Origin of the sequence: Quyinboa sediminis (genome assembly GCF_042219855.1) — a bacterium.
Classification (GTDB): Bacteria; Bacteroidota; Bacteroidia; order Bacteroidales; family UBA5342; genus JBHJHP01.
This window is the reverse complement of the sequence record NZ_JBHJHP010000001.1, coordinates 1,223,187-1,248,710: the sequence shown is the minus strand read 5'-3', so window position 1 is coordinate 1,248,710 and position 25,524 is coordinate 1,223,187. Positions and strand designations below refer to the sequence as shown.

The following is a 25,524-nucleotide window of genomic DNA, read 5'->3' as shown; positions in this document are numbered from 1 at the left end:
CCGCTGATATTGCATATTAACATAAATTGCTTGATATTTAAAGTTCAGTAAAAAGCGCTAATTGATGGCATAACTGCCCCGCATTTTGCGTAATTCTGGACAATGGAATTAGGATAAATACGAACATGGTGATTGCGGACACTCAGCTTAAATTCAATAGCTGATATTATTCATGTTTATGGCTTAAACTAATTCTGTTTTGTAAATGTTGAATGTACAATCAGACAGGAATTTATATTTTAAACTAAACAAATAAAACATGAAACACTTTAACAGGTTATTTTTAGTTCTAGCCTTATTTGTCACAATGGGCTTACAGGCACAAAATCTTTTAGTCAACGGTGATTTTGAATCCTGGGAGGATGATAATACTCCAACCGGTTGGACGCATGTAGAAGGGATTACAAAAGAGGCAGATGCAGACAATATACACGGTGGATCTTTTTCTGCAAAACATTCTGCAACGGGTGTAACTACGGATCTGGGGCAGTTAATTACCGGAATTACACCTGGGAAAAGTTATACACTAACGGTCTGGTATAAAGTTGATATAAATACTGGTGACGGAACTGATGCCAGAATCTGGTCTAAATGGTCGAAGGATGGTGTAAATGACAATGCTACAAATGCAGATGTATTACAAGGTCCCGATGGCGGTTATTTTGATAATAATGGCGGTGTATGGAGTACATATTCAACAACCGTTATTGCCCCGGCAACAGCTAATGAGTTTTATTTTGAAGTCAGGGTTTATGGAACGGCTGTTGTTTATTGGGATGATTTTTCCTTTGTGGAAATTGTAAATGGTGCGCCTTCAATTTCGAATATTACCTTATCTCCAGCACAAGATATTACAGCATCAGATGCGGTTACGGTAAGTGCAACAATAACGGATGATGAGGAACTGGATCTGACAAAAACTGGTCTTTTGTGGGGGACTGCTTCAGGTCAGACGATTAATCCGGTATTTATGACCAATGGAGGATCGGGTGATGTATTTACTGGTACTATTCCTGCCCAGGCAGCGGGTTCGACAATTTATTTTGTTGTTGGAGCACAAGATACAGAGGGTGAGATTTCTGCTTCAACAGAAATGATGTACAAAGTTTATCCATTTACAGGTTCTCTTCCATTTACTGAAGAGTTTAATACAGACTTAGGCGGTTTTTATACGTACAGTGTTTCCGGCGATACTAAAAAGTGGTATTATACAAATGGTTATGCTGCAGCTAACGGATATAACTCCGGAGATGAAGAAATAGATTATCTGATCACACCGGGATTCGATCTGACAGGTACATCAGATGAGGTGATTTCGTACAAAACCTGGCGTAAGTACGGTGTTGAAAGCGATGCAGATAATTTCCTGAAGTTATATTATTCAACAGATTATGCCGGAATAGGTGATCCGTCAACCGCAACATGGACTGAAGTTACAGGAGCAACATTTCCGGCTCTTGCGGAATCGGAAATATGGACTAAAGCAGAAAACGTGGATGTTTCTATGGCAGATGGTAACAATGTACATTTTGCCTTTGTTTATAAATATTCGCAAGGCGATCCTAATAGTACAAATTATGTGAGCTGGGAAGTTGACAGTGTAGTGATTAAAGAAAATCCTGATAATGCAATTCAGGGATTAACCTCGTCAGTTGGTGTCGCTTCATATGCAAAGGATAATCTGAAGATCTTCTCCGATGCATCTTATAATGTAAATGTTTATAGCCTGTCAGGTACGAAGGTTAAAGAATTCCGTAATGTAAGTCGCCAGATAAACGTAGCAGATCTTACCAAGGGTGTGTATATGGTTACATTGGAAGATGCAAATGGTGCAAGGGCTGTACGGAAGTTTATTAAGGAATAATGCAAAATAACTTTGATCAATATAAAAAGGACTCCGGATTTCCGGGGTCTTTTTTGCTTTTATTAATGAGAGAGTGAATTTAAGTTGCACGCTTACTCAACCGAAACTAAAATCTGCTGACTTACTTTTTCTGAAAGGGTAACATTATGATATTTATTATAACTGACAGTGATACTACCATCGAATGCCTCAACAGCAATAATGGTCATTTCAGTTCCAAGCGCGAGTTCCTTAGAGTTTAAAAGTCCGAGAAATTCTGCGGAATCGTTTAATATCGCAGATATTCTAACGCTTTGTTCCGGTTTACACGCGCTTAGCGGAATAAATGCAGAATGAATAATATTCCCTTTTCTGTCCGGAATAGGAGAGCCGTGAGGATCGGTTTTCGGTGAACCCAGCATCTCGTCCATTTTATCAAAAAACGCCGGAGAACTGATGTGTTCCACCTGCTCTGCAATTTCATGCACTTCTTCCCATCCAAATCCCATCACTTCAGTTAAAAACATCTCTGTCAACCGGTGTTTACGTAAAACCAGGGCAGCCATTTTTGTGCCTTTCCCGGTTAGTGAGACCGGCTTATATTTTTCATAGTTTACAAGCCCCTGGCTTTTCAGGTTTTTAATCATACTGTTAGCTGTGGGCAGCTTCACTTTTAAATCATTGCTCAGATCCGACAACGATACCTGCTCTTTTCCCCAGGATAGGGATAAGAGCGTTTTAAGATAGTTTTCTTCTGTGTGTGAAGCCATTTTTCTGTTTGTTTTCTACAAATATAAACAATAGCAGTACATAATTGTTAGAATAGTCTAATAAATATCTAAGATAATAAAAACATAACATATGAAATCAGAATCTTTAAGTGAAGTTCATTCCTCGGTTAGAACCGATAAAAAAGGATGGAGGAAAATACTTGCATTTATAGGACCTGCTTATCTTGTCAGCGTCGGTTATATGGATCCTGGGAATTGGGCAACCGATATTGCAGGTGGTTCGGCATTTGGATATAAACTGATATGGGTACTTTTAATGTCAAATCTGATTGCTGTTTTACTACAGTCCCTGAGTGCAAGGCTGGGCATTGTTCGTGGAATGGATCTGGCCCAGGCTTCTAAAAATGCCTATCCGAAATGGGCAAATATCCCCCTTTATATCCTTGCTGAAATTGCTATTGCAGCCTGCGACCTGGCCGAAATTGTCGGTATGGCCATTGGTTTGAACCTGCTGTTTGGGTTACCGCTGATCTGGGGTATCAGCATAACAGCTTTTGACACCTTGATTCTGCTGTTCTTACTTAACAAAGGTATTCGATCGATGGAGGCATTTATTGTATCACTGGTGTTCATCATTGGTCTCTCTTTTCTGGTAGAGATGTTTATTGTTTCCCCTGTTTACGGTGATGTTGTAAAGGGATTCATTCCTTCGGAACTGGATGGAAGTGCCTTGTATATTGCCATTGGAATAATTGGAGCGACAGTTATGCCACATAATCTGTACCTCCATTCATCCCTGGTTCAAACCCGAAAATTTGACAGAAATAAAACGGGCATGAGAAGTGCCATAAAACTGAATCTTTTTGATACAACTATCGCACTGAACCTGGCATTTTTTGTGAATGCTGCCATCCTGGTTTTGGCTGCTGCTGCATTTCATTATAATGGTTATTTTAAGGTAGCTGAAATACAGGACGCCTCTAAACTTTTGAATAATCTGTTTGGCAAAGCTGCCCCGACGTTTTTTGCGATTGCACTTATTGCTGCAGGACAGAGTTCAACCATTACCGGTACACTGGCAGGCCAGATTGTTATGGAGGGCCATTTGAACCTGAGAATAAGACCGTGGTTACGGCGTTTAATAACCCGTTTACTGGCTATTATTCCGGCCTTGTTTACCATCATCTATTTTGGTGATGCGGCCTTAGGCAGACTGCTGGTGTTAAGCCAGGTTGTACTGAGTCTTCAACTTGGATTTGCAGTCATACCACTTATTCATTTTACCTCGGATAAAACACAAATGAAAGAGTTTGCACTGAAATGGTGGGTAAAGGTTCTGGCCTGGCTCAGTGCTTCTGTAATTGTTTACCTTAATATCAAACTGGTCATGGATGAAATTTCCGGTTGGATCAAAGAATCTCAAAATCCGGTATGGATATATACCATTGTGATACCGGTTGCTGTTGCCAGCCTGCTGTTACTCGCTTACATTTTTATTCATCCGTTTTTTAAATCAGTACCAAAACGCAGACGTCAGTTGCCTCATGGGCGTGCCCTGGAATTTGCAGAAGCTGAGGATATTAACTACAGGCATATTGGTATTGCCCTTGATTTTTCCGGAAGCGATATGAAACTGATAAAAAATGCGGTGTATCAGGGAGGGAAAGATGCCACCTATACCTTTATTCACGTAGTGGAAAGTGCGGCAGCACGTTATCTTGGTAAAAACACCATGGATTACGAAACTCAGCTGGATAATGAAAGCCTTGTGCGGTACCAGAACAGTTTAAAGGAAAACGGTTATAAAGCAAAGTTACAGATTGGTTTTGGCAATGCAGCAGTTGAGATTTCCAGGATCATTGAAGACAAGGATATTGATTTGCTGATTATGGGTGCTCACGGGCATAAGGGAATCAAAGACCTGGTATTCGGAACAACGGTGGATGCCGTGCGTCACCGGATTAAAATTCCGCTATTTATAATAAACTGATATAACTCTTTAAAATCATTAAAATTTGCGTTTCAAATCAATGAATTTCATAACTTTAGCTTACTTGCAATTAAAGATTCAATCCCGCTGAAACAGACAAAAATTGAACTTAAAAACGATTTGAATGCAAACAATTTTAGGAGCCGGTGGTGCTATTGGAGTGGAACTGGCAAAAGCACTTTTAAAGTACACAAAAGATATCAGGTTGGTCAACCGTCATCCGGAAAAAGTAAATCCAACGGATACCTTGATGACTGCAGATCTTCTGGATCAGGATCAGCTTAAAAAAGCGGTGAAAGGATCAGAAATTGTATATGTAACGGTTGGCTTCCCTTACAATGCAAAAGTGTGGCAGGAAACCTGGCCGGCTTTCATGAAAAATGTGATTGAAGCCTGCATTGCAGAGAAGGCTAAACTGGTATTTTTCGATAACGTTTACATGTATGATCCGAAATCACTGAATGGAATGACGGAGGAAACACCAATGAATCCAACAAGTGAAAAGGGGAAAGTCAGAGCAAAGCTGGTAAAAATGATCATGGAAAATGTGGCAACCGGAAAACTGAATGCTCTGATTGCGCGTGCTGCTGATTTTTACGGCCCCGGGATAGACAATACAAGTATGCTGAACGAAATGGTATTCAAACCCTTAAGTAAGGGGAAACGGGCCAACTGGATGGCATCCGTGGATTATAAACACTCCTTTACCTATACCCCGGATGCAGGAAGAGCTACGGCTCTGCTTGGTAATACACCCGATGCCTTCAACCAGGTATGGCATCTGCCAACAGCCGGAAATCCGCCAACCGGAAGGGAATGGATAGAGATGATAGCCAGTGAGTTTGGGGTAAAAGCAAAATACCAGGTAGCTGGTAAGTTTATCATAAAAATAATGGGATGGTTTGTTCCGATTATGAAGGAGATGCCGGAAATGCTGTATCAGTATGATCGTGATTATGTGTTTAACAGCGATAAATTTGAGAAGCGGTTTAAAGTAATGCCGACACCCTACAGTTTCGGAGTGGAGACCGTGGTTCACACGGATTATGAATAATCAGCGGTCACGCAACAAACCCGGAAAGACAAATGCCATATTTAAAAACAGCAGCATAAATCCGATGGTAATAAACATGGTTGGATAACCATAACTATCAATTAACCAGCCGCATAATGGTCCTACTAATACGAAAAGTATCCGTATTACCAGACTACGGATGGAAAAAATTGTTGCACGGTCCGTGGAGGATGCATGGACATTGATGTAGTTTTTAAGTACCGGTGTAGCTACACCTCGTACCAAGTAAAACAGCACCAGAATGCCGATTGTGATATAATTATTCAGCAATCCGGTGAGAAAAAAACCGGTTGGAATGAAAAACAAAATTCCAAGTTGAAGGGTCTTGTTATTCACTTTTCGGGAAAGATAATAGGCCAGTGCTGCAAACAAAGCGACAATCAGGTTGAGGATTGCGGTTGAAGTTCCGATAAGGCCATAGGAAAAATGCAAACCTTCGTCCAGGTATAACTGTACAATCCATGCCATAGTTAGCGTTCCCAGTCCGGTGAACGAAGAGAACAGAATACTGTTTCGCAGCATGGGATGAGAAATTGATGACTTCAGAATACGGATTATATCCATAAAGCCACGTTTGATATCGGATTGATGCTCAAATTTTGGTTCAACCAGAAGGAAAGCAGCAGGAACCGCAATAAACGCAATACCGGTCTGGATAAAGAATGGATAGCGAATGCTGATATCGGCAATGATACCGCCCAGAATGGCTGATCCGGCTTCTGCAAAATTCCCGATCGCCGTTGTCCGGCCGTCAAACAGTGTAAATTTTTTCTCTCTGCCGGTAACCAGCAATGTATCGTACATCAGGGCACTGTCAGCACCTGAGATAAAGCTCTGGCCGATTCCAAGGGTAAGCTCGGCGATGAGGAAAAACCAGAAATCGTTGCCAAGACTATAGAACAAAAAACCCAGTGTGCCACAAATGGCACCGATAATAAGCGTAAGGCGTCTTCCAAGCACATCGGCAAAATAGCCGCTGGGAAGTTCCAGTAGAACTATAGCCGCTGAATAGATAGCCTTAAGTTTGAATGCCTGTTCGGTTGTCAGGCCTGTATCCTTGAAGTAAAGCATCAGGATAGGCTGCGTCAGCATAAACCATTTTGACACCTTTATGAGGTACAGGTTGATGATATTGTTCTGTATGTTTCGCATCCGGCTGCAAAAATAAGAAAGATGCCCGAAAGCATATGTTAACTGTAATATATGTTTTGCTGCTGGCGGTTTAAAGTTTTATTTTTGTTGATCCCAAATTAAAATAAAAGATTATGAGTTATTTGATTAAACCCGAAGGGTACAAACCCCTTTTAAATCTGAAAGATACTGAAACGGCCATTCAGCGTATAAAGGATTTTTTTCAGTTGAATCTGGCTGCTGAGCTGGGCCTCCGTAGAGTAACAGCGCCTTTATTTGTTAAGCGGGGAACCGGAATTAATGATGACCTGAATGGTATTGAACGGCCTGTCGCTTTTCCCATCAAAGACATGGATGAAACGGTGGCCGAAGTAGTGCACTCCCTGGCTAAGTGGAAAAGGCTGATGCTTGGAGAACTGGATATCGAACAGGGTTATGGTATTTATACCGATATGAACGCTGTCCGGCCGGATGAAGAACTGGGAAACCTGCACTCTTTGTATGTGGATCAGTGGGACTGGGAAAGAGTGATGTCGTCTGAAGAGAGAACACTGGATTTTCTGAAATATATTGTACGAAAAATATATGCCGTTATAAAGCGCACAGAGACTTTCGTTTACCAGGAGTATGCTCATATCAAACCGGTTTTGCCCGAAGAAATACATTTTGTGCATACGGAGGAACTCCAGCAGAAATATCCTGATCTGACACCAAAACAGCGTGAAGAAAAGATCGTACGGGAGCATGGTGCAGTATTTGTTATCGGCATCGGATCAAAACTTGAAGACGGTGAAAAACACGATGGCCGTGCACCGGATTATGATGACTGGAGTACAGAAACCGGCGCCGGTTTTAAAGGTCTGAATGGTGATATTCTGGTGTGGAATACCCTGCTGGGACGTGCATTCGAGCTGTCTTCCATGGGAATCCGTGTGGATAAAACCGCGCTTTTACGGCAACTGGAAATTGAAGATCAGAATGACCGTAAATCATTGTTTTTCCATCAGCAACTCTTAAATGATAAACTGCCACTTTCGGTTGGAGGCGGTATAGGGCAGAGTCGCCTTTGTATGTTTTACCTGCGAAAAGCGCATGTAGGAGAGATTCAATCCAGCATCTGGCCGGATGATATGATCAGGGAATGCGCCGAAGCCAATATCCCGTTAATTTAATGGACTAACACATAGAGTTTTAAAGGCAGTGGAATTTCTACTGCCTTTTTTTATGCTTCTTCAGTTTGATGATGTAAATCCTAAGCATTTTTTTCTGCCTGTTTTAGATGAACCCTATCAATTTATATACTGTTCCTATTAGAAACATTGCTGTATGAAAACTTATATTGCATTGCTGAGAGGCGTAAATGTTACAGGCCATAATAAAATCAAAATGGCTGATTTAAAAGTTGCATTCGAAAAAAACGGGTTTAAGGATGTAACTACATATATTCAAAGCGGGAATGTGATTTTCAAAAGCAGTGATAAACCGGTAAATGAGCTTGAAAATGAGATATATGAACTGCTTCAAAAGACCTTTAGCCTGGATGTTGAAACCATGGTACTGACACCTGAAGATCTCAAAAATGCAGTTGAGGAATCGCCGTATAAACCAGGTGCAGAAATAGATGAAAATCGCATTTATTTTATGTTTTTAAAGTCAAAGCCCCAACAGGATGCCATACAAAAACTGTCAGAAGTTCCTTTAAAGGATGAATTTTATGTTCTTAAGGACCGTTTGTTATCCGCTCATCTGCCCAACGGTTTTGGAAAAGCAAAACTCACAACTAATTTTATTGAAAGTAAGTTAAAAGTAGCAGCAACAGCGCGCAACTGGAAAACAGTAGATAAACTGTTGTTACTGGCCGGTTCTGGGTTATAGTTTAAATTTGTAATTTAAAAAAATATTGCCATTTAAAAATACTAACCTAAGGGTTAAAACCCTGTAGAGCACCTTTTCAGTAACCCCGGCATTGCGCCACCGCTGAAGCTTAAGGCGGCACGCGGTAATGCCGGGGTTACTAGTAATATCACCACTAAAAGGACTTTAGTCCTTTTTTCAAAATATTAAAAATCAATATTTTATAATTTATTATCAATCAAAACCATTTTATGTTCTGACTTACACGGACACTGTACATTCATAAAAGAAGTTGAACAACTAAACCATATGATGTATTAACTGTTTGTTTGGGGTAGACTTTACTTACATGGCTGAAAAAGGAAATAACAAAATTATCGCCTTACTCTTCACCGGTGTTTTAATGGGCGCACTGGACATTTCTATTGTAGGACCGGCATTACCGGCCATTCAATCCACCATAGCGATTCAAACGAGACTGCTGGGATGGATCTTTTCCATATATGTGTTGTTTAACCTTACAGGAATTTCGTTGTTTGCAAAGCTGTCAGATAACTTTGGTCGTCGGAATATTTATGTCTTGTCCTTGCTGATATTTGCTTTAGGATCGTTGATCGTATCTGTTTCAGACAATTTTACCATTCTGATTATCGGGCGTGCGGTGCAGGGCTTTGGAGCGAGTGGTATTTTTCCTGTGGCTTCCGCAGTGGTGGGTGACCTTTTCCCGGTTGAGAAACGGGGCAGAATACTTGGTTTACTCGGTGCTGTATTTGGATTTGCATTTATTATTGGTCCGATCCTGGCCGGGACATTGTTGAAATTCTTCTCGTGGCATGCCTTGTTCCTGATTAATATCCCTATAGCGGCTGTTTTGGTGTTTTACAGTATAAAACTGTTGCCTAATATAAGAACATCCAAAGACAGTAAAATTGATTATCCGGGCATCATACTGATGGCGCTGATGCTGGGTAGCTTTGCCTATGCAGTAAATAACCTTGAAAGCAATGGATTTCTGGCCAGTCTTAAACAATGGAAGGTCCTGCCTTTTTTGATCGGATCCGTGGTGTTTCTCGTTTTGTTGTTTTTTACAGAACATAATAAGCCCAATGCTGTGGTCAAAACGCATTTGTTTAAAAACAGGCAGATCAGAATCGTTGGATTAATTGCCATTGTCAGTGGTGCAATGCAATCGGTATTTGTATTTATACCGGATTTTACGGTAAAAGTGTTTAATGTCGATTCTTCACAGGCCAGCTTTATGCTGGTACCTATTGTACTCGCTTCTGCAGTTGGTTCCCCTCTGTTTGGCAGGTTGATTGACAAGGTAGGATCCAAATGGGTGATCTTACTCGGTCTCTTATTATCAGCGGCCGGTTTTTATCTACTGTATTTTTTCAAACCCGATAAAACCATTTTTTATGCAGCTGGTGCGCTCATTGGTTTAGGCCTTTCCATTCTTGCGGGGAGTTCCCTGCGGTACATTATGCTGAATGAAGTCGGTAAAACCGACCGGGCCATTACTCAGGGCATGTTGTCCATCTTTACCAGCCTGGGCCAACTGACCGGCGCTGCAGTTATCGGTGCTTTAATTGCTTCGGTCGGCGAACAGGGTTTTAACCGATCATTTCACTATCTGGCATTACTGATAGTTGTTGCATTCGTTTTCGCCCTCGGCTTGAAACGCCATAAAAAAGAACTGGCCACTAAAGCCGAAGAATAGATTGAAAATGAACGATTAAAAATGAATAATGAATAATAATTTTTCATTCTTCATTTTTCATTGTTCATTCATTTGCAATTCACATTTCTAATTACTGATGTTCGTTTAAAGCATCAGAGATTCCTCGCTTCGCTCGGAATGACAGGCATTTGCTGGCTGTTGGGCTTGAGGTTGGGTTGGTTTGCCACAGATTCGCAAACCAACCCAACCTCAAGCCTCATATGAATCTAAAAGACTGTCATTCTGAGCGAAGTAAAATGAAGCGAAGAATCTTTATGTAATATTGATTTTTAGCCCGACAACAAAAATTCGTAATTAAATTAAGGTTTCTTCGATACATCCTGATTAGCATCAGGACACTCAGTAACCTTGTTTAGGGCTTATAGGAGCACAGAATAATTTTTCATTCTTCATTCAATTCCTAATTAATTTCGTTCCAAAGCTACCCCTCGGTCCACTGAAGGGGAAGATCAGCGTTCATTCGTAATTGTTCATTGTTCATTCAACTCCTCATTCGTAATTAAATTAAGGTTTCTTCGATAAATCCTGATTAGCATCAGGACACTCAGTAACCTTGTTTACTGCTTACAGGAGTACAGAGTAATTTTTCATTCTTCATTCAATTCCTAATTAATTTCGTTCCAACGCTACCCCTCGGTCCCCTGAAGGGGAAGATCAGCGTCCATTCCTTATTGTTCATTGTTCATTCAACTCCTCATTCGTAATTAAATTAAGGTTTCTTCGATACATCCTGACTAACTTCAGGACCCTCAGTAACCTTGTTTACTGCTTACAGGAGTACAGAGTAATTTTTCATTCTTCACTCTTCATTTTTCATTCATTTGCAATTCCTAATTAATTTCGTTCCAACGCTACCCCTCGGTCCCCTGAAGGGGAAGATCAGCGTCCATTCCTTATTGTTCATTGTTCATTCAACTCCTCATTCGTAATTAAATTAAGGTTTCTTCGATACATCCTGATTAGCATCAGGACCCTCAGTAACCTTGTTTACAGCTTACAGAAGCACAGAATAATTTTTCATTCTTCATTCTTCACTGTTCATTTAGTAACTTATTAAACTCCTAACCCGTAACCTGTTAACTTAACTCATCTGTCCAGCCATTTTCTGAATTCCGGAGATTTGGCAAAACTGACATAGGTATCGCTATCCAGTTCTATGTTCAGATCAAGTTTGATACGGCTTTTCGACATCACGTGAATGGTTTTTATCGCATCAAAATGGAGTAGTGTTTGTCGGTTGATCCTGAAGTAAAGATCGGGATTCACCATTTTTTCTATGTTGTCCAGTGAAAAGTCCACCGGGTAATTCTTTCCTTCAAAAGTAGTGAGAAAGGTGTTTTTTTCAAGCGTGTGAAAGCAGGCGATTTGTTTGGTTTCAACCGTAACAAGTTTATTACCGATATTAATGATAAAGCGTGACTTAAAGCTGCTTTTCTGTTTTTCAATAAAATTTACAATTTCCTCTACTTTAAATATCTGTGGTGTGCCTTTAAAGCGCATAAATTTTTCATATGCGGCCGCCAGATCTGCTTTTTTTACGGGCTTCAGCAGATAGTCGACACTGTTCAGCTGAAATGCTTTAAGGGCGTATTCGTCATATGCGGTTGTGAAAATGATAAAACTATCGGTCTCAATAGTTCTGAAAATATCGAAACTCAGCCCGTCGCCCAATTGAATATCGAGTAAGATAAGGTCAGGATGCGGATGTTGGTTCAGCCATTGAATGGTGCCGGAAACCGAATCTGTGAATCCTGCGATCTCAGCATCCGGATCTATTTCCCTGAGCAGTGTTGATATCCGGTTTGCTGCCGGTTTTTCGTCTTCAACTATTAATATCCTGTTCATGATTTGACAATTAAAAGCGGAACCTTGACGCTGAATTGTTTTTTCGTTTGCTCAATAATAACCTCTTAGGTTGTAAAATACCTGTAGCGTTCAGTTATATTGCGAAGTCCCTGACCCGTTGAGGTGACAGTGCTTCTGTACTGCAGATTGTTGGTCACCACAATATAGTTATCATTCGTGAAAATGCGAATTTCAAGTGGATTTTCAGAAGAGATAATATTGTGTTTAATACAGTTTTCATACAGCATTTGCAGCACCAGCGGAGGAATGGAGTAGTGGTAAAACGCAGCATCTATCTGCAAATCGGTATGCAGGTTTTCACCGAACCGGGATTGCTGCAAATCAGCATATTTCCTGAGAATTTCAATTTCTTCCCGAACCAGAACAAGTTCCTTATCGCGGCTGCTGAGGATATATCTTAGAAAATCGGAGAGATTGCTGATATAATCTGTGGCCTGTTCATTTTCTGATACCATGTTCGCCAGACTGTTCAGACTGTTGAACAGAAAATGCGGATTGATTTGTGTTTTCAGTGTTTCATATCTGGCCTCAATGCTGTCCTTTTCAAGTCTGACTGAACGCGAGAAATTATATTTCCATTGCTGATAAAAAAACACGGATTCATGGATGGCTGTGATAAAAAAGGTAATGAGTAATGTAATGGCTATATCGCTGCCTATATTGATGTAATCTTTGGAAATCAGACCTTTTTGCCGGCCAATCCAAAGCACGAACATGCCAAACAGAACAGTGTAGGTAGTAATAAGAATAATTTCAATGATTAAACGTTTAAACGGATGATGTTCCCATGGAATCTTGGCCCACAGATAACTGATAATGACCGTACAACCCAGCCATATTCCCGACGTCATAATGATGCTGTGAATGATGTTTGATGCCAGGGTGGCATTGTTCCCGTTATCAATAAACAGAAAGTAGACCAAAGCAAGGATTAGGCTGACTCCGGGAATCAGGATAGCGGCAGTCCTGATATACCTTCCTCTGTTGTACATGAATTTATCCATATCGCTTAAAATTGTATTCTGTAGAGAAACATCGGATAGAAGCCCTGCTGATACACTTCGTATATCTCTTTTTTATCCGCATCAAAACCCTGCATAAAGATACTCTGATATCCTGAAACATTCTGCAAATCGATGGCCCATTCCTGGCTTGTTTTTTTACCGTTCAGTTTGATTCCAAATCGTACATCGGTTCTGAAGTAGTCATCGAACTTGTTTTTCCATGCATTATTCCAGTTGTAAACAGTTTCATGTTTTGCGATGGATTGGGTAAGATCTATGGGAACATATCTGCGTCCGCCGGCCAGCACCGTTTTCAAATCAACCGTAACCATTACTTTTTCACTCAGCTTTCGTTCATAGCCTCCCAGCAGGTTAAACACATAATTGCCGTTGAATGCCGTATTTCGCCATACATTGTCGGCTGCTTTGTATTTTGAATCGAAGATGGATGTGGTAAAGAGCACATAATATCCCTTACTCAAGAATTTTTCCAGTGTAAGTTCTATCCCGTAATTACGACCAAGTCCCTTGTTTACAAGATTGTCTTCCGTGGGGAGTGCAAAAAAATCACCTGCATTGACCAGTGAAAACTGCGCTTCGTATGGATTCTGCGGATTATCTTTAATGGGAATATGGAACAGATGCTGGTAATACATTTCAGCCTTGATCCGGAAATTATTACTTAGCATATTGTTGTATCCCAAAACAATATGATCTGCTTTTGAAAATTTTACATCGTGGTTAGTCTGCGTATACGTGTTTGTTGATGAGTGGTACGTCTGTGCAAAATAGATGCTTTTAGGTTGAATCTGACTATGCCGGCCATATCCCAGCGTAAATGTCTGTCCGTGATTTGCCCTGTATCGCAGGCTGGCTCTTGGTTCAACCGATGATTCTCCGTTCAGGTCAAAATACTGACTATAAAGCCCCGCATAACCGGTGAGCCTGTTGTTGAAATTGTGTTGCCACTGTGCATAGGCGCGCAACATATTCAAATCATCCCTTGTATCCTGTGTGGTGATAAAATGCCCCTGATTATACGACATGGCACTATCATTAAAATTCACAAAGTAGTGATCGTATATCACACCAATGCTATAATTATTTTTGGTATTGATCTTTTGTTTGAACTCAGTTGTTGCTGATGCTTTGGACTCATACAACGTGCCCCTGTATTGCGGTATCGTTGTATTGGTAGCATGCTGGATGGAATCGAATTTGGTAGTGGATTCCAGATACTGGTATGAAACCGTGGACAGAAACCGGCTGTTCTCATTGATAAAATACGTATGGTTTAAGCCGATAAATCCGAGTTTTGAACCGAAATCAGTAGCAGTTCCGCGCGGATTATAATTATTGGCAGCCGTATCAGTCTCTTCACGGCCCAGGTCAATGAAGCTGTCGCCCCAAAGCCCGATAAGCTTAAACCGTCCCAGTTTGGTTCCCGGCAGGTCCACAATAAACGTCAGGTCCTTATATTGCGGAATGGCTGATCCGGTTCCGACGCCGAAACCAATGAGATCGAGTACTTCAAGGGTAGAGTAGCGGAAATTGGCAAGATAGGTGGCATTCTGGCCATTTTCTTTTCGTTTAAACGGTCCCTCAGCTCCCAGTTCAAATCCGTTAAACCCAATCTGCCCGGTGTATTCGTGTTCAAGATTATTACCCGACCGCATATTCAGGTCAAATACGCCTGAAAGCACGTTACCGAATTCAGCAGGAAAGGCACCGGTGAGAAAATCGGAGTTGGTCAGAAGGTTATTGTTGAGCATGCTTACCGGACCTCCGGTTGTACCCAAAGCACCAAAATGGTTCGGATTTGGTATTTCCATATTTTCCAGGCGCCACTGTACACCTGTTGGTGAATTTCCACGAATGATGATGTCGTTACGTGAATCGTTTTGTGTCATTACACCGGCATAGTTGGCAACCATTCGGGCCGGATCACCAAGACTGCCGGCAAAACGTTCGGTTTCCTCTACTGAGAATGACCGGGAACTGATCATCGCCATTTCATTCAGTGCTTCTTCCTTTTTAGTAAAGGATTTAACGGTCACCTCGTTGATGCTTGTTACTTTTTCTGTCAGTTTGATTTCCATAAAAGTCTCCTTGGCACTGCTAAGAAGAAGATTACTGATGGTACGGGATTCATATCCGATGAACGAAATACGGATGGACTGACGTCCAACGGGAACATCCGGAATGTTAAAGTAGCCATTGGCATCAGTTGTGGTTCCGACAACAGGTTCTGTTCCGATAAGAATTACATTGGCTCCCGGAATGGGATACCCTGTGACTTCGTCGATAATCTTGCCCCTGATATTCTGGGTCAGTTCGCTGGCATGTATGGAGAGTGTAAATGTGAGGATCATCAATAACGAAAAAATTCTACGTGTCATTTCTGTCAATATTAAGTTATGATCCAAAAATAGGGTGGAAGTTATCTTTCGGAAATAATAAATCGACGAACGTGGAAATTAAGCGGATGAATATGTTTTTTATCCGGGTCTCTGTTTACCGATTCTATGAAAAATAATAAAAGGTTCATGTTAGTTTAAAAAAGTTTAAATGAACCGGTTTTTGCTAACATTACCGGTTTTTGAATTGTTGAATGCAGTGAACCATATGTAAATCATGGTCTTATGTTTTACAGAATTCTGAATACTTCTTCACGCTGGGTTATACTCATTCGTCTTATGGTGGGTTCCGTATTTTTATCAGAAGGTATACAGAAGTTTTTATTTCCTGCCGTGCGTGGCGCCGGACGTTTTGCCAAAATGGGATTTCCTTCTCCTGAATTCTTTGCCACATTTGTAGGTGTATTCGAAATAGTTTGTGGATTTCTGATGCTTATCGGGCTCTTATCGCGACTTGCAGCTCTTATAATGTTTATCAACATTTCAGTGGCAATTATTGTGACTAAATTTCCGATTGGATTTGGAGAGAGTTTTGGCCCTTTTATTTTGCGCGAAATGAAAACGTACGGGTTCTGGAGCATGGCACACGAAATGCGTACAGACTTCAGCATGTGGCTTGGTTCCTTATTCCTGCTTATTAAAGGAGGCGGGCGCTGGTCATTTGATTATGTGTGGATGAAGAAAATGGAACGAAATAAAAATTAATGATATGAAAACGAAACAGCTTAATATTCAGCAGGATAATCCCCGCAGAAATTTTATTAAAAGAGGTTCATTACTTGTTCTGGGATCGGCCGTAATTGGGATGTCCGGTACAAATGCCAGTGCACAAGTGAAGAATATGGATGATGAGGAGGAGGAAAAGGAAGTATCTGCCAATGAGGACCTGATGCGGGAACACGGTTTGTTGCAACGCATGATGATTATTTACGATACTGCAGTCATCCGGATGGGTAAAGATGAATATTTCAACCCGGTTTTTGTGAATCAAACGGCTGACATTATCCGGAATTTTGTGGAAGACTATCATGAAAAGCTGGAGGAGGATTATCTTTTTCCCCGTTTGAGAAAGGCAAACAAAGAGACGGAACTTGTTGAGGTTTTATTGAAGCAGCACAGGGGAGGCAGAGATGTGACCGAAAAAATTCTGAAACTGACTCAGCCCGGTCAGGATATGAAAACGGATGACAAGCAGGAAGTCATTGCATTAATGACGATGTTCAATCGCATGTACCGGCCGCATGAAGCCAGGGAAGATACCGTATTGTTCCCGGCTTTCAAATCTGTGGTTTCAGCACATGAGTACGGTGCGCTGGGAGAGGAATTTGAAAAGATAGAACATCAGAAGTTTGGTGGTGATGGCTTTGATATGATGGTGGATAAAGTAGCTGAAATTGAAAGAACCATCGGTATTTACGATCTGGATCAGTTTACACCACATATTTGAGCCGCTTTAATGTAAAATAATATATTGAGGATTTTTATTACAGAACCTGAACCCATAGATGCATAATGTTGTTACTAGTTTGATGTAATCTATTGTGCTTCATTAAATGACTCAACCCGTAAACGACAAGTCCATTGCAGTTCTGCCTTTTGTAAATATGAGTGCAGATAAAGAGAATGAGTATTTCAGCGATGGCATAACGGAAGAAATTATTAATGCACTTACCAAGGTAAACGGTTTGAAGGTGATTGCCCGTACTTCATCTTTTGCCTTCAAAGGGAAAAACACAGATATTCGTGATATCGGGAAACAGCTGGGAGTGACTTCTTTGCTGGAGGGCAGTGTGAGAAAGGCAAACAACAGGGTTAGGATTACGGCACAGTTGATAAATTCATTAGATGGCACGCATTTCTGGTCTGAGACCTTCGACAGAGAGATGCATGATATTTTTACATTACAGGATGAGGTTAGCCTGTTGATCGCAAACCAGATTCGTGATAATTTCGGTCATTTTGATATTCAGGATCACCTGGTAAAGGAACAGACCAAAGATATCAAGGCTTATGAATTGTACCTGGAAGGACACTATTATCAGCTGAAATGGGATGCTGAAAGCATACGAAAAGCCACCAGGCTATATGAAGAATCAGTTCGTTATGATCCTGAATTTGTAAGATCGTACTACGGACTTGTACAGAGTTACGGACTTTTGGCTGCCTGGGGATATATGCCGCAGCAGGAAGGATTCGAAAAAGCGGGGCAGAGCTTTATGATTGCTCAGGATCTGGATACTTCTTTGCCGGAATACGGCATGTCATTTATCGGGCGTACATTCTGGAAAGACTGGGACTTTCAGATCACCTACGATCAGCTGCAGGAAACACTGAAACAGCATCCTAATTATACGGACGGTCTTGAAGCAATGGCCGAACTTCATATCGCACACGGAAAGTTCGCTGAAGCTGAAGATTACATCCGGCGGGCAATGGTGGTTGATCCTGTTTCCGCAAACCATCATTATACTCTGGGTGACATCTATTATTACAGCGGAAGATTTGAAAAGGCCTTGCAAAGTTTTAATAAAGCACTGGTTATTAATCCTGAATTTATTCTGGCAGCAGAATTTAAACTGATATGCCTTGCCCATCTTAACCTGAGGGATGATTTTGATACTTTTCTTAAAACCCGGAAAGAAACGAAATTGCAGCAGATGTTATTTGAAGTGCTGAATAACAATTTCATCATTCCTTCTGAAAGGCTGGAGGAATGGCATGATGTTGCTGAGAATAAACAACAAATGGTACCTTACGAGTTATATATACTGGCAAATTCAGTGCATAAAACCGAAGCCATGGAACTTCTTGAACAATATGTGGCTCAAAAACGGGGACAGATTATCAATTTCAGGCAGGAACCTTTACTAAAACCATTACATGCGTTTGAAGCTTTTCATACGTTACATATCTCTGATCTTACGGATTTTTCATTACCTGAAAAATTAAACAGGCAATCCGCTATACCTGATTCCGGTTCCGTAGAACGAAAAGAGCAGATGAAGAATGTGGTTGACTACATTCAGGCGAATAATGCCTTTCTGGATGCTCAGCTTTCATTGTCAGCTTTGGCAGATGCCGTGAATATGCATCCAAATAAATTATCGTATTTAATCAACGAGCAATCCGGAAGTAACTACAATGAATTCATAAATAACTACCGGCTGGATTATTTTAAAACGCTGGCGGCAGATGTCAGAAATGCGCATCTCACCATTCTGGGTATGGCGTTTGAAAGCGGGTTTAATTCCAAAACCGTGTTTAATGCCTACTTTAAAAAGGCCGTTGGCGAAACACCGGGGGAATGGATGAAACGCATGCGAAAAAAGTAATTCTGGTACGGAATTTCATGAGCCGTACGGTTTTTCACAAATGCGTACGCAAATATAAATACGGACGACCAGCCTGTTTTATTCCTGCATCTTTGCATTGTCAAAATTAAAATAACATTAAAAAAATAAGACAATGAAAACAAGATCAGTGAAAGTTAAATTGCTTTTGGCAATGGTGTTATGTACAGGTTTATTTACAGTTAATGTCTTTGCAGAAAACGGGTTTTACAGTATGAGGAATGATTCTGTACCCAGGGATAAGGATCAACGGTTTGCCATAAACATGTGTCCGGGTGGAATAGCTCTCGGCATTTACTCTGCAAATTTTGAGTATTTAATTAAACCCAAACACGGCATTGTTGCCAGGATCGATTATGAAATGATCCCGAAAACTTATTCAGATGCCAATCTTGAAACGAGTGGAATGGCATTTATTCTGAATTACAGGTATCATATGTGCGGTGGAATGAATTCTTTCTTTGTTGGTTCTTTTTACCGTTACAGATCCTATCAGGGTAACGGTACGCTTGATGCCGGATCATTCGATTTTAAGATTCCGGAAATAACCGTTGGAGCCAACCTTGGTAAACGATGGTCATGGAAAAGTGGTTTTAATATTACCTTTGCACTGGGATATGGTTATGCCATGGACTGGCAGAAGATCAACAATAATGTTGATGGTGCTGTTGCAGCTATTGATGTATTCAGAAATGAGTATGACTTTATAAACGGATTCCTTGGTGAATTTTCTATTGGCTATGCGTTTTAACTCAAACAATTAATCACGCTAAAATCAGGAAACCATGAGATATTTGAATATAACTACAGTTGCATTTCTGCTGTCGGGATTTATAACAGCAAAGGATTATGTGAAAATACAGCATAAAACAGAAAAACTGTTTAAAAAGGAACTAAAAAAGGAAGATGTGCAAAATGCCTTTTTGCATGTTTATTCTGATTCGCACAACATTGACTGGTTTTTTGCAGATGGTATGTTTAAAAACGGGGAGGCAGTGAGTACTGCCAACCCTTTTTATACAGCAAGCATTGGTAAAACCTTTACTGCAACAGCAATTGCCAAACTGGTGGAGGAAGGTAAACTGAATTTTACTGATAAAATTTACAACTATTTGCCGGAACACATTACTACTGGCTTACATGTAATGAATGGAACGGATTATTCCAGGGATATCACCATTGCACAGCTGTTACAGCATACCTCGGGTTTACCGGATTACTTTGAGGGCGTTACAACTGACGGATCGCCTAATGTAATGGAGCTGATGTTTGCGGATACAGCAAAATACTGGTCCCCGGAAGTGACGATACAGTTTATAAAAGAAAAGATGGAGCCCGGTTTTATACCCGGTAATGGCTATTCATATACGGATACAGAATATAATTTGCTTGGAATGATTATCGAACATAACTCAGGTATGCCATTGGCAGATTATTTTAAAAAGGAATTTTTTACACCACTCAAAATGTATCATACCTATATGTATCATCGTTCAGAACCATTACAGGAAACACCGTACATGAGTGAAGTTTATGTCTCCGGTTTTGAAGCCGGACATATGACCAGTCTGACCGCTGACTGGGCCGGTGGGGGAATTGTTTCAACATCAGAAGACCTGAGGATATTCATAAAAGCTTTGTTTGACGGCGAACTGGTTTCCCGTCAGACACTGGAAAGGATGCAGCGCTGGATACCGGAAACCAAAGGCATGTATTACGGGTTCGGCTTACGAAAAATTGACTTCCGGGAATTGTTCCCAACATTACCAAAGCTGACGGTGATCGGACATTCAGGAAGCACCGGTTCATTTATGTACTATTGTCCGAAACTGGATACCTATATAACCGGAACACTGAACCAGACGGATCAGGTGAGAAATTCCGTGGTTTTTATGGTGAAAGTACTTGGTTTGTTGAGTGGCGAACTGAAAAACTGATCGTGCTGTAATTTTCAACATATGTACTATTCTTACATTCGGGGATTCGTATATTTGTATCATACGTATAAATCCGAAATTTTTAATCATGCTTATTAACCGATCATTCTTGTGTAGTTCTGTAAAAAGATACCAATCAGTTCTTGCTGTTCTTGTTTTTCTTATCTCTTTTGTTTCATGTATAAACCGGCCAAAATCTGCATCTGAAAGCCAACAGGCAGGACTGGAAAAAGTATTATACATCCCTGAAAAGGTGTACGCCATACCGGATAGCAATGATTATGAAAACCCCGAAAGTGACTTCTGCTTTCAGCATATGGTTCAGTCTGAAAATGTTGCGATATTCTGGCATAAGGAATATGGTGATGATCCTATGGCTAATCCGGATACTACCCGGCGGTTTGATGCGCAGTTTGCCTTAAAAGAATGTGAGCGGTTTTACGATTACTATGTTAATGAGCTTAAAATGGTTGAGAAAGGCCATTCTGTAACAGACACCTTTAAATTGCTTGTATATGTTATCGGTGGCGATGGCGGAACAGCATTTGGTGGAGGCGAAGAGGATAAGATCGGTATATTATGGACGCCTGCAGTCCGCATCAATAAGGCGCCTTACGGTGCACTGGCTCACGAAATGGGACATTGTTTCCAGTATCTTAGCCGGGCGGAATCAGGAAAAGGACCGCGGGGAGCCATCATGGAGATGTCTGCACAGTATATGTTGTGGCATGTTTATCCGGAATGGATGACCTTTGAAAACTACCACCTGAAGGATTTCATGAAAGGGACGCATTATGCCTTTCTTCATCCGCAGAATATGTATCACTCACCGTATGTGCTGGAATACTGGTCGGAAAAACACGGGAAGGAATTTTTCGGCGAGCTGTGCCGGAATACAGAAAAGGGAGAAGATCCGGTGATGACCTATAAACGCTTGAATGAACTGACACAGGAACAGTTTAACGATGAGATATTTGATGCTTCACGACGCTTTATTACCTGGGATCTTCAGAGGGTGGAAAAGGTGGCCCATCAATATGCCAATCAGCACTTTACAAAACTGGTAGATGCCGGAGAGGGTTGGTTCAGGATCGATTCAGCCAATTGTCCGCAGAATTATGGTTATAACGGCATAAAGTTGAATGTGCCTGAGGCCGGAACAAAGGTTGAACTGATTTTTGAAGGCATGGCAGGAACCAGTGGATACAGCAGCGTAAAACCGGAACTGGCCGGCTGGCGTTACGGATTTCTGGCTTCCCTGGGAAACGGGAAACGGGTTTACGGGGATATGGGCCAAACCGCTTCAGGTAAGCTGACGTTTAAGGTTCCCAAACATACAGAATATCTCTGGTTGGTGGTAAGCGGTGCACCAACAGAACACTGGCCGCTACCCATGCGCTGGGGGCGCCAGAAGGATGAGACGCCTGATGCACAGTGGCCTTACAAAATTAAACTGAATGGTACAGATCCCGATAAAGGGATGCTGTTGTGACCCGGATGAATGATCTTCGTGTTTCTCTGTGGTTAGTTTTACTATTATGACATAAATGTGGATCAATGGTCACAGAGCATCTTTTATTACCGTATGAAATTTAAAATGATGATATTTTTTTGAATTACCCCCGCACCCTAAATCTAAAAAGCGTTACTTTTACTACACAGTTCCGTTAACCTGATACGTGTTCCTGTTAAAATGAATAAACCTGATATCTTTTACATATCACGAATTTATCTTTTACTGCTGTTCATTATTGTTCAAATGAGCTTGTCGGATGTGTTGGCACAAAGCGAGGTAAATGCGGTGCAATCCAATCTGGAGCAAAACCTTCGCAGCAGCATTAAAACCGACCTCTCTTCATTTTATCCTTCGGCTTCGTACGGAATGAAAAATGTTCAGACATTGTCCTTGACCCTGTTTCCTGAACATACCGGTCCGAATATGGAGTATAAACCAGTGTTTGTTAAAAAGAATCTGCAGTTTTCTTACGGCATGTCGACCGATTTTGCACCGGCTTTTTCCATGTATGAATATTATAAACTCAAACTGGATTACAGTGGCATTGAAAATCTGGATCTCTCTTTGGGTGGAGGTCTGATAAAACATATGACCATTTTTGATGCTGATTATCCTGATTTTCATTTGGGTTTGAATGTATCGCTCAGTTATTCATTGAATGATCTGGCTTCCGTCTATGCTTACGGGCAGTATATCTCACCTGCATTGAATAAAAACAGTGCAGGGTATGCCGTTCCGCAGTTATTGATCCACCCCGTGTTTTTAAACTCTGAAACCGGTGTGGGTTTTCGGTTGAAGTATAAGAACATAAAAAGTGATTTTGGATTACGCACTATTTACGATACAAAGTACAGAAACTTTAAACCGGTAAATACGATCGGAACGAAGGTGAAGATCGGGTTCTGAACGTGGAAGTTTCCATCAGATAGATCCCACAAAAATAAAATAGGTTCACGCAGACCCGCAACGCGGGACGCAGATTAAAACGCAGAGTTGCGCAGAAAAAACAAATGACTGATTTTGTAATTCTTTCTATCTGTTGCTGCAATAAATTTTATTAATACGGATTCTAAAGAAAAACTTCTGCGAAAATCAGCGTGAAACATCAGCGAAGATCTGCGGGAAATAAAGGAGGTTCACGCAGACCCGCTAACGCGGGACACAGATAATAACGCAGCGTTATGCAGAAAAAACAAATGACTGATTTTGTAATACTTTCTATCTGTTGCTGCAGTAAAGTTTTTTAATACGGATTTTAAAGAAAACTTCTGCGAAAATCAGCGTGAAACATCAGCAAAAATCAGCGGGAAATGAAGCAGGTTCACGCAGACCCGCTAATGCGGGACGCGGATTAAAACGCAGAGTGGTGCAGAAAAACCAAATGACTGATTTTGTTATACTTTCTATCTGTTGCTGCAGTAAAGTTTTTTAATACGGATTCTAAAGAAAAACTTCTGCGAAAATCAGCGTGAAACATTAGCGAAAATCAGCGGGAAATAAAGCAGGTTCACGCAGACCCTCTAATGCGGGACACAGATAATAACGCAGCGTTATGCAGAAAAAACAAATGACTGATTTTGTAATACTTTCTATCTGTTGCTGCAGTAAAGTTTTTTAATACGGATTTTAAAGAAAACTTCTGCGAAAATCAGCGTGAAACATCAGCAAAAATCAGCGGGAAATGAAGCAGGTTCACGCAGACCCGCTAATGCGGGACGCGGATTAAAACGCAGAGTGGCGCAGAAAAATAAAATGACTGATTTTGTAATTCTTTTTATCTGTTGCTGTAGTAAAGCTTTTTAATTCGGATTCTAAAGAAAACTTCTGCGAAAATCAGCGTAAAACATCAGCGAAAATCTGCGAGAAATGAAGCAGGTTCACGCAGACCCGCTATCGCGGGACGCAGATTAAAACGCAGGGTTACGCAGAAAAATTAACTTTTAAGGATATTTGATTTCCTCTCTTTGTGCCGGTGCCAATCGGTGGAGAGAGGGGCGGTTTGATCTGGTCATACTGAATGTCTGAACCGGGGTGAGTCATGTAAAAGGCTCCCTTAGATAAATTCCCCATTCCTATTTCGTGATTAATTCTATCCATCTCTTCCAAACTTCCTTCTGTACATCAGTGGCGTTAATCCTGTTATCTGTTTAAACTTACGGTTAAAGTATGAGATGTTATTAAAGCCACTTTCCAGGGCAATGTTCCCAAAGGAATCATGGCTGCCCGAGATCATGCGACCGGCATATTCCACGCGGATCTCATTCAGAAAATTTGAAAAGGTTTTTCCGGTACGGTTTTTAAAATAGCGGCAAAAGGCATTGGGTGTCATGTTGGCTATGGAGGAGATCTTATCCAGGGAGATCTCCTGCGTGAAATTACCCGACAGATAATTAAATACCACATTAATGCGTTCGTGATCACTGTCACGGGAAGGAACATCAAAACGGACAGACGATAAAATCTCGAGGTGGTCAGACTGAGCAAACAGATCCAGAATTTCCATTAAAGCCTGAAACCGTTGAAACCCGTTCATGTCCTTTGTGGTAAAAATCAGTTGCGCCACCTTATCCCTGTCATCTCCTGAAAGTTTTACACCCATTGAGGCGATATCCAGCAGCCGCTTAATGTGCGCCATCTCCGGAATTTCAAAAAACTGCTGACCAAACGTTTCGTCCTTTAAAAAGATGGATATGCCGAAGGAAGTCTTTCCGTTTGTTCCTTCGTAGTAGGCTTTATCCGATTTAAAAACATGAGGTACATTTTTTCCGATAAAGTACACATCTCCGGCAGTGAAACGTTCCACATGGTTCCCGATAAAGCAGGTGCCTTCACCTTTTACAATATAAGTAATCTGGTGCTCAGGGTGATAGTGAATCGTATCATAAAAATAAGGTTGCTTATCCAGTTGCACTCTGAATGAATTTGTGCTTGTTTTTGGAATGATAAACCGGACTGCTTTCATGACCTTAATTACCTTTAATATTTATCAAAATACAAAAATAGGATAAAATAGTTCAAAAACAGGATAATAATTATCAATTTTCATCTCTAATCCCTTCGTAATTTTGA

General features: G+C 40.9%; 19 protein-coding genes. 13 read left to right on the top strand and 6 right to left on the bottom strand.

Annotated features, from left to right (window positions below):
- Positions 1-259 precede the first annotated feature (259 nt).
- On the top strand, positions 260-1,864 hold the full coding sequence (locus ACE1EF_RS05150) for a T9SS type A sorting domain-containing protein (protein WP_375719553.1): 1,605 nt from the start codon (positions 260-262) through the stop codon (positions 1,862-1,864).
- Between the two features lie 92 nt (positions 1,865-1,956).
- On the opposite strand, the gene ACE1EF_RS05145 is transcribed toward ACE1EF_RS05150, so the two are convergent.
- Positions 1,957-2,613, bottom strand: coding sequence for a metal-dependent transcriptional regulator (locus ACE1EF_RS05145; protein WP_375719552.1), 657 nt, complete (start codon positions 2,611-2,613; stop codon positions 1,957-1,959).
- A gap of 91 nt (positions 2,614-2,704) precedes the next feature.
- Between ACE1EF_RS05145 and ACE1EF_RS05140 the strand changes: the two genes are divergently transcribed.
- Positions 2,705-4,564: an Nramp family divalent metal transporter gene (locus ACE1EF_RS05140; RefSeq protein ID WP_375719551.1), complete on the top strand. Its 1,860-nt coding sequence runs from the start codon at positions 2,705-2,707 to the stop codon at positions 4,562-4,564.
- Positions 4,565-4,688: 124 nt separating this feature from the next.
- Positions 4,689-5,618 (top strand): NAD-dependent epimerase/dehydratase family protein, encoded by a 930-nt coding sequence (locus ACE1EF_RS05135; protein WP_375719550.1) that lies wholly within the window; start codon positions 4,689-4,691, stop codon positions 5,616-5,618.
- On the opposite strand, the gene ACE1EF_RS05130 is transcribed toward ACE1EF_RS05135, so the two are convergent.
- Positions 5,619-6,791, bottom strand: coding sequence for an MFS transporter (locus ACE1EF_RS05130; RefSeq protein ID WP_375719549.1), 1,173 nt, complete (start codon positions 6,789-6,791; stop codon positions 5,619-5,621). It abuts the gene before it with no gap.
- Between the two features lie 113 nt (positions 6,792-6,904).
- Between ACE1EF_RS05130 and asnA the strand changes: the two genes are divergently transcribed.
- From asnA to ACE1EF_RS05115, 3 genes are all read left to right on the top strand, one after another.
- Positions 6,905-7,942 carry an aspartate--ammonia ligase gene (gene asnA, locus ACE1EF_RS05125; RefSeq protein WP_375719548.1) on the top strand — a complete coding sequence of 346 codons (1,038 nt, stop codon included), beginning with the start codon at positions 6,905-6,907 and terminating at the stop codon, positions 7,940-7,942.
- Positions 7,943-8,096: 154 nt separating this feature from the next.
- Positions 8,097-8,645 (top strand): DUF1697 domain-containing protein, encoded by a 549-nt coding sequence (locus ACE1EF_RS05120; RefSeq protein WP_375719547.1) that lies wholly within the window; start codon positions 8,097-8,099, stop codon positions 8,643-8,645.
- A gap of 328 nt (positions 8,646-8,973) precedes the next feature.
- Positions 8,974-10,344, top strand: coding sequence for an MFS transporter (locus tag ACE1EF_RS05115; RefSeq protein WP_375719546.1), 1,371 nt, complete (start codon positions 8,974-8,976; stop codon positions 10,342-10,344).
- A 1,107-nt stretch (positions 10,345-11,451) separates the two neighbouring features.
- Here ACE1EF_RS05115 and ACE1EF_RS05110 read toward each other — a convergent pair.
- From ACE1EF_RS05110 to ACE1EF_RS05100, 3 genes are all read right to left on the bottom strand, one after another.
- On the bottom strand, positions 11,452-12,210 hold the full coding sequence (locus ACE1EF_RS05110) for a LytR/AlgR family response regulator transcription factor (protein WP_375719545.1): 759 nt from the start codon (positions 12,208-12,210) through the stop codon (positions 11,452-11,454).
- A 65-nt stretch (positions 12,211-12,275) separates the two neighbouring features.
- The gene (locus ACE1EF_RS05105; RefSeq protein WP_375719544.1) at positions 12,276-13,235 is read right to left on the bottom strand and encodes a sensor histidine kinase; all 960 of its coding nucleotides are present in this window, start codon (positions 13,233-13,235) and stop codon (positions 12,276-12,278) included.
- Between the two features lie 5 nt (positions 13,236-13,240).
- Complete coding sequence (locus tag ACE1EF_RS05100) at positions 13,241-15,634, bottom strand: TonB-dependent receptor (protein WP_375719543.1); 2,394 nt, start codon at positions 15,632-15,634, stop codon at positions 13,241-13,243.
- A 243-nt stretch (positions 15,635-15,877) separates the two neighbouring features.
- Between ACE1EF_RS05100 and ACE1EF_RS05095 the strand changes: the two genes are divergently transcribed.
- The 7 genes from ACE1EF_RS05095 to ACE1EF_RS05065 all read left to right on the top strand — a co-directional run bounded on the left by ACE1EF_RS05095 (position 15,878) and on the right by ACE1EF_RS05065 (position 23,361).
- Entirely contained in the window at positions 15,878-16,357 is a 480-nt protein-coding gene (locus ACE1EF_RS05095; protein WP_375719542.1) for a DoxX family protein, read from the top strand.
- A 4-nt stretch (positions 16,358-16,361) separates the two neighbouring features.
- On the top strand, positions 16,362-17,099 hold the full coding sequence (locus ACE1EF_RS05090) for a hemerythrin domain-containing protein (RefSeq protein ID WP_375719541.1): 738 nt from the start codon (positions 16,362-16,364) through the stop codon (positions 17,097-17,099).
- 106 nt (positions 17,100-17,205) lie between these two features.
- On the top strand, positions 17,206-18,984 hold the full coding sequence (locus ACE1EF_RS05085; protein ID WP_375719540.1) for a helix-turn-helix domain-containing protein: 1,779 nt from the start codon (positions 17,206-17,208) through the stop codon (positions 18,982-18,984).
- A gap of 133 nt (positions 18,985-19,117) precedes the next feature.
- Entirely contained in the window at positions 19,118-19,753 is a 636-nt protein-coding gene (locus tag ACE1EF_RS05080) for a DUF3575 domain-containing protein (protein ID WP_375719539.1), read from the top strand.
- 34 nt (positions 19,754-19,787) lie between these two features.
- A complete protein-coding gene (locus ACE1EF_RS05075) occupies positions 19,788-20,939 on the top strand; it encodes a serine hydrolase domain-containing protein (RefSeq protein WP_375719538.1) in 1,152 nt (383 codons plus the stop codon).
- Between the two features lie 88 nt (positions 20,940-21,027).
- Positions 21,028-22,431: a DUF6055 domain-containing protein gene (locus ACE1EF_RS05070; RefSeq protein ID WP_375719537.1), complete on the top strand. Its 1,404-nt coding sequence runs from the start codon at positions 21,028-21,030 to the stop codon at positions 22,429-22,431.
- 201 nt (positions 22,432-22,632) lie between these two features.
- On the top strand, positions 22,633-23,361 hold the full coding sequence (locus ACE1EF_RS05065; protein WP_375719536.1) for a hypothetical protein: 729 nt from the start codon (positions 22,633-22,635) through the stop codon (positions 23,359-23,361).
- 1,183 nt (positions 23,362-24,544) lie between these two features.
- Here the strand turns inward: ACE1EF_RS05065 and ACE1EF_RS05060 are convergent.
- Complete coding sequence (locus ACE1EF_RS05060) at positions 24,545-25,417, bottom strand: AraC family transcriptional regulator (protein ID WP_375719535.1); 873 nt, start codon at positions 25,415-25,417, stop codon at positions 24,545-24,547.
- Positions 25,418-25,524: the final 107 nt, after the last annotated feature.

What these genes read in the sequence shown, in the direction of transcription:
- ACE1EF_RS05095 (WP_375719542.1), top strand. Translation starts at nt 15,878, where the DNA reads ATGTTTTACAGAATTCTGAATACTTCTTCACGCTGGGTTATACTCATT.
- ACE1EF_RS05090 (WP_375719541.1), top strand. Translation starts at nt 16,362, where the DNA reads ATGAAAACGAAACAGCTTAATATTCAGCAGGATAATCCCCGCAGAAAT.
- ACE1EF_RS05070 (WP_375719537.1), top strand. Translation starts at nt 21,028, where the DNA reads ATGCTTATTAACCGATCATTCTTGTGTAGTTCTGTAAAAAGATACCAA.
- ACE1EF_RS05110 (WP_375719545.1), bottom strand. Translation starts at nt 12,210, where the DNA reads ATGAACAGGATATTAATAGTTGAAGACGAAAAACCGGCAGCAAACCGG.
- ACE1EF_RS05100 (WP_375719543.1), bottom strand. Translation starts at nt 15,634, where the DNA reads ATGACACGTAGAATTTTTTCGTTATTGATGATCCTCACATTTACACTC.
- ACE1EF_RS05060 (WP_375719535.1), bottom strand. Translation starts at nt 25,417, where the DNA reads ATGAAAGCAGTCCGGTTTATCATTCCAAAAACAAGCACAAATTCATTC.
- ACE1EF_RS05145 (WP_375719552.1), bottom strand. Translation starts at nt 2,613, where the DNA reads ATGGCTTCACACACAGAAGAAAACTATCTTAAAACGCTCTTATCCCTA.
- ACE1EF_RS05080 (WP_375719539.1), top strand. Translation starts at nt 19,118, where the DNA reads ATGAAAACAAGATCAGTGAAAGTTAAATTGCTTTTGGCAATGGTGTTA.
- ACE1EF_RS05065 (WP_375719536.1), top strand. Translation starts at nt 22,633, where the DNA reads ATGAATAAACCTGATATCTTTTACATATCACGAATTTATCTTTTACTG.
- ACE1EF_RS05150 (WP_375719553.1), top strand. Translation starts at nt 260, where the DNA reads ATGAAACACTTTAACAGGTTATTTTTAGTTCTAGCCTTATTTGTCACA.
- ACE1EF_RS05135 (WP_375719550.1), top strand. Translation starts at nt 4,689, where the DNA reads ATGCAAACAATTTTAGGAGCCGGTGGTGCTATTGGAGTGGAACTGGCA.
- ACE1EF_RS05105 (WP_375719544.1), bottom strand. Translation starts at nt 13,235, where the DNA reads ATGGATAAATTCATGTACAACAGAGGAAGGTATATCAGGACTGCCGCT.
- ACE1EF_RS05130 (WP_375719549.1), bottom strand. Translation starts at nt 6,791, where the DNA reads ATGCGAAACATACAGAACAATATCATCAACCTGTACCTCATAAAGGTG.
- ACE1EF_RS05120 (WP_375719547.1), top strand. Translation starts at nt 8,097, where the DNA reads ATGAAAACTTATATTGCATTGCTGAGAGGCGTAAATGTTACAGGCCAT.
- ACE1EF_RS05085 (WP_375719540.1), top strand. Translation starts at nt 17,206, where the DNA reads ATGACTCAACCCGTAAACGACAAGTCCATTGCAGTTCTGCCTTTTGTA.
- ACE1EF_RS05115 (WP_375719546.1), top strand. Translation starts at nt 8,974, where the DNA reads ATGGCTGAAAAAGGAAATAACAAAATTATCGCCTTACTCTTCACCGGT.
- ACE1EF_RS05075 (WP_375719538.1), top strand. Translation starts at nt 19,788, where the DNA reads ATGAGATATTTGAATATAACTACAGTTGCATTTCTGCTGTCGGGATTT.
- ACE1EF_RS05140 (WP_375719551.1), top strand. Translation starts at nt 2,705, where the DNA reads ATGAAATCAGAATCTTTAAGTGAAGTTCATTCCTCGGTTAGAACCGAT.
- asnA (WP_375719548.1), top strand. Translation starts at nt 6,905, where the DNA reads ATGAGTTATTTGATTAAACCCGAAGGGTACAAACCCCTTTTAAATCTG.